The 4,863-nt window shown below is 44.0% G+C and carries 3 protein-coding genes; 1 reads left to right on the top strand and 2 read right to left on the bottom strand.

All coding sequences use genetic code 11. From position 1 onward, the window contains the following. Window positions 1-123: 123 nt before the first annotated feature. On the bottom strand, window positions 124-828 hold the full coding sequence (locus MHM99_RS20745; RefSeq protein WP_239220442.1) for a hypothetical protein: 705 nt from the start codon (window positions 826-828) through the stop codon (window positions 124-126). Between the two features lie 266 nt (window positions 829-1,094). Here MHM99_RS20745 and MHM99_RS20740 point away from each other — a divergent pair, with 266 nt between their 5' ends. After that, complete coding sequence (locus tag MHM99_RS20740) at window positions 1,095-1,997, top strand: RDD family protein (protein WP_239220441.1); 903 nt, start codon at window positions 1,095-1,097, stop codon at window positions 1,995-1,997. A gap of 143 nt (window positions 1,998-2,140) precedes the next feature. On the opposite strand, the gene MHM99_RS20735 is transcribed toward MHM99_RS20740, so the two are convergent. After that, complete coding sequence (locus tag MHM99_RS20735) at window positions 2,141-4,537, bottom strand: ATP-binding protein (RefSeq protein WP_014976416.1); 2,397 nt, start codon at window positions 4,535-4,537, stop codon at window positions 2,141-2,143. Between the last annotated feature and the right edge of the window lie 326 nt (window positions 4,538-4,863).

Below are 4,863 nucleotides of genomic sequence, written 5' to 3'. Positions count from 1 at the left end.
CTAAAAGGCCTGAGTCCGATACAATATCGAAATCAGACCTTGGTTGCCGCTTAGAAATGAGTCCAACTTAATGGGGTCACTTCATTTCGGCGGTTTTTTTAAAGCGTTATCTATCAGTAATAGTTAACTTTTCATTTTGATTAGCGTATCAGCTTCTACGGTGAAACGATTAAAGAAATCGTCTTCTAGTTCGCCAGTGATGCGTACGCGCTCGCCTTTCATTAGCGTTAGGTAACCATCCGCATCCACAGGTGCGTCCTCTAACTCATCAAGCTCTACCGTGAGGGTGGTATCGCCCACGTCAATTTGTAACGCTTCTTTGCCAATTGATTTGACGGTACCTACAAGCACCATTTCTTCTTCGTCAAACTCAATGTTACTTGCTGTACTTAAATAAAGATCTGCCGAAGCCTGATTAACCGACTCAGCTAAGTAAACAGTATCCATACCATCAACAATCACACTCTGAGCAACTAACCTTTCGCTCGAAAACATGCCATCATCAAGACGCGCCGTTACCATGACTTCTTCGCCTTTCATTTTTGCATAGGCATTACTGTCAAGGTCGGTGTCTCTTAACTCAACAAAAATGCTCCCGTCGCCGTAATCTAACGTGAAGAATTTTGAATCTACAGCAGACACCTCACCGGTCAACGTAATCCACGTATCACCAGACTCAGATGTTCTGGACTCAGGTTGCACTGACGCTGAAGCTGCTTGCATTTGCGCAGTTTTCATCTCGTCAACGTTAGCTTGTGCCATTGCAGATGAGCCCATCATAGCGAATGAAACCAGTGTTGCTGTAATCGTTCGTTTTGAGTTAAACATCGTAACCTCCTTAAAGGCATCATTGTTATCCATTCGATAATCTCTGATGCAAACCCAATGCCGCGCATATAAATCAATAACTTAAGTGAAACACACTTAAATTATCTATTTGCTAAAAAGAAAAATATTCCGACTATTGAAGAGATTACAATGTATCTTGCATGCGTATTTGTGAGGTGCTTACCCTTCAGATAAAAGAGTTAAAATAATACGCCTTACTGTGTAAAGTAGTGTTATGGAATTAGGTTAAGCACAGTGGACGGCAAATGTCTCACCCTCATCAACATATTGATACGCCACCTATTAGTAGTGATGTCGAAAATAATACTGCAGATAAATTAGAAACCGTTGAAACAAAGGATATAGTCACGCCCTATGCGTTTGGCGTGGCTAGCTCGCTGTTGGGCAAGCGTCTGGCTACACCTTTTCAACGAGGGTTGGCTCAGTGTATTGACCTACTATTTGTCGCCATTTTGAGCTCACTGGATGCACTGTTTTTGGCGATTATTGCTACAGTGACGTTTTATAAAGCTAGCCGTAACGTAGCCAATCAAAGCCATAAAAAAACTACGCGTTCATTTCTTCGAATAGGTGGAGCGTTCATGCTCTTTTGGACAGTGTTGCTTACGTTAGATGCTGCCAATGAGGCTAATTACTTTCGTGACGATGCAACTGTCAGCAACGTGATCGACTCGCCTAATCGCCCAAGTGAGAAAAATGGTGCGAATGATGATATTGGAGTAAATGAGCAAGCTCAAAATAAAGGTGTGCATGAAAATGGCCTACAGGAAGCTGAAGGTATTGAAAGTGACCTAGCAGATTTCGATGACGCAACTTCAGAGCCCTCAGCAAACACATACAGCATTGTCGCGTGGTTCAAAGGGTTAATTACTGAGCTTGGCTTAGGCTTTGGTTGGGCCGCGCTTTATTACAGCGTGTTTACCGCTTGGTTTAACGGAAAAACTCCAGGTAAACGACTGCTAAATATACAAGTACTCAAACTCGATGGTTCTGGACTGTCGCTATGGGAGAGCTTTGGTCGTTATGGCGGTTATGGTGCGGGTTTAGCAACTGGCTTGTTGGGATTTGTGCAAATTTACTGGGATCCTAACCGACAAGCTATCCAAGATAAAATTTCAGAGACTCTGGTCATCAGCACCCGCGATTAGCGCGCTCTGGTACTTGCGTTTAGCATTGAATGGCTGTGTGCACGTTCTACTGAAAAAGCGCATCTTTATTAGCGCATCAACCAAGATTAATGCAAAAATCAAGAAGCGCGTCTCGACACTGCAAGTACGCGCTTCGTTTTTATCTATTCGCCATCGCCCCCATTAACAATAAGCGCAATATTGTATAGACGGTTTACGGCATGGTAATTGATTGAATTTTTGGGGTAACGACCTTTACTGCTTATTTTACCCGCTTCCTGTTCCATCAAAATAGATAGCGCGTCATCAACGGTCTCTACAGTGTAAATATGGAACAGCCCTTTTTTCACTGCGTCGATAACGGTGGCATCTAATACCAAATTAATCGCATTTGATTTAGGAATAATCACGCCCTGCGTACCGGTAAGGCCGCGGTGTTGACACAAGTCGAAAAAGCCTTCTATCTTTTCGTTCACACCGCCAACCGCTTGCACTTCACCATACTGGTTTATGGAACCCGTGATAGCCAAGGTTTGTAAGCAAGGGATTTCAGTCAACGCAGAGATAAGCGCAACCAGTTCACCAAGGGATGCACTATCGCCATCAATGTGTCCGTATGACTGCTCTAGCGCTATATTTGCCGATAGGGTTAACGGGAAATGCTGGGCATACTTGTTGCCCAAGTAGCCGTTTAACAACATGACGCCTTTTGAGTGAATAGGCTGTCCAAGCTCTACCTCACGCTCAATATCAACTACACCACTTGCGCCGGCAAATACAGTAGACGTAATGCGTGCAGGCGTACCAAATGCAGTGTCACCAATATCCAATACCGTTAACCCGTTTACTTTGCCTACCGCTTTTCCTTCAGTGGCAATTAGCACGTGCCCTTCTTTAATATCGTTTAATAGTGTTTGACTGACGCGGCCGGTGCGACGCTTCTTGGCACTTAATGCTGTTTTTAAATGATCAAGTTCTAGTGTGTCGGCATTAGATTTCTGACAGAAATAATAGGCTTCATTAACTAGCTCGATAACTTCAGCGAAGTGCGCAGATAGCTTTTCTTTATGTTCAGCCATTCTTAACGAGTACTCAACTAGCCTGCACATCGCGTTAGCGGTAATGCCTTTAAGTCCTAACTGAATAAGATGCGCACGTACTTTGCCCACGAAATCAAAAAGCGCCTGTCTGGTGACGGGAATTTCCAAATCAAAATCCACCAACACTCTAAACAGTTCATCAAACTCGTCATCGTAATCTTGCAGCGTGTAGTATAAATCACGCGAACCTAACAGAACGATTTTCACATTTAAGTCGATGGGCTGTGGATTGAGCGTAATGTTGTTCACCATACCCACATCTTGCTGAGGTAAGTCCATGCGCAAGCGCTGTGACTTGATGGCAAGCTTAAGAGTATCCCACACGAAAGGTTGTTCAATAAGTTGGTCGACATCCAACAACAAATAACCGCCATTTGCACGATGGAGCGCACCGGGCTGAATCATGCGATAGTTGGTAAACACGCTGCCGTGAATGTTGGTGTACTCTATTTTGCCAAACAAATTTTGATAAGTAGGGTTCGGCTCATAAATAACAGGGGCTGCGTCATCGAGTTTATTCGACACCAAAACGTTAGGAAGAAATTGCTCTTCTAAAAATATCTTCTTGTCGAAGTCATCACTCTTCTCTTCTTTCTGCTCTTCACTGTGAATGACTAAGATAGCGTTGACCAATGCAGTTTTAAGCTGCTTGAGGTACTTCATTACCCCTAGCTCAGATGCGTATTTGTGCTCAAGCACTTTTAGCAGCGGCTTAATTCCCTGCTCTGCGGTCTTTTTGTCAAGCTCACGAAGACGCTCAGAGTTTTCGCGTTTCCACGTAGGCAGGCTTAACAGACCTTCGCTTAACCTATTTTCTAGTTCGTCAATAAGAGTATAAAACCCTTCCCGCTGTGCGTCAGTTAATGACGCAAACTCTGTGTCACTTATTGGCTTGCCGTTAACGATAGGTGAAAACGTAATAGAGCCACCCTCTTCGTACAGCGCAACATCATTCGCTTGTGCGTAACGCTCTACCGCATCGATAGCCGCATCGTACTTTTGCTCGAACTCTCTGGAAATTGACGCGCGACGGCGCTGATATCCCGGGTTATCAAAAGCAATGGGCAGTGAGTCTAAGACATCGTCAATAAGCGCAGCCATGTCCTTGTGGAATGCTTTTCCACCACCGGGAGGAAATTTTAGCGCAACAGGTTCGCGCTCTTCGTCAAAATTGTTGATATAACAACAATCATCAGGCGCCGGTAGCTGGGCAACTTGGCGTTCAATGTAATCCTTCACTAGAGTGAAGCGCCCCGTAGCGGGCTCACCCATCACGTAAAGATTATAGCCTTTGGTGTTAATACCTAACCCAAACGTAAGTGCTTCACGCGCACGCTCTTGCCCAATGAAGGTCGCATTTAGCGCTTCATCATCTTTTAAGGCACTGTTTATCGCTCGGCGATTTATGGTAGGTGAAAGCGCGTCTACATCTAACGCATATAATTTACTGTCTACAGACATGTCTGTTCTATCTTTGTTTCTTTACTTAAGTGAAACCCTAATTAACATTAGTGTCAAACGCTTATCCTGAATAAGGCAGCTTTGCATCGCTAATTGCACAACAAACAACCACCTTCATGATTTTAGAGAGAAATTGGCAAGCACTACGAGCTTTTTGTGGCCTTCACTAGAACTGATACCTTGCGACACAAGGTGTAGCGTCTAATTAAAGCCGAAAAGGAGTTAAGTACTGAGCTATCCCCACGAATAGTAAAATAAAGTCAAAGAGTTAGGGAACATTCATGGCATTTGGTGATCAGATCTTTCGCCAAAAAAAAACCAACACA

Source organism: Alteromonas sp. MmMcT2-2, assembly GCF_022348305.1.
Taxonomy (GTDB): Bacteria; Pseudomonadota; Gammaproteobacteria; order Enterobacterales; family Alteromonadaceae; genus Alteromonas; species Alteromonas macleodii.
This window is presented reverse-complemented; position numbering and strand designations above follow the sequence as displayed.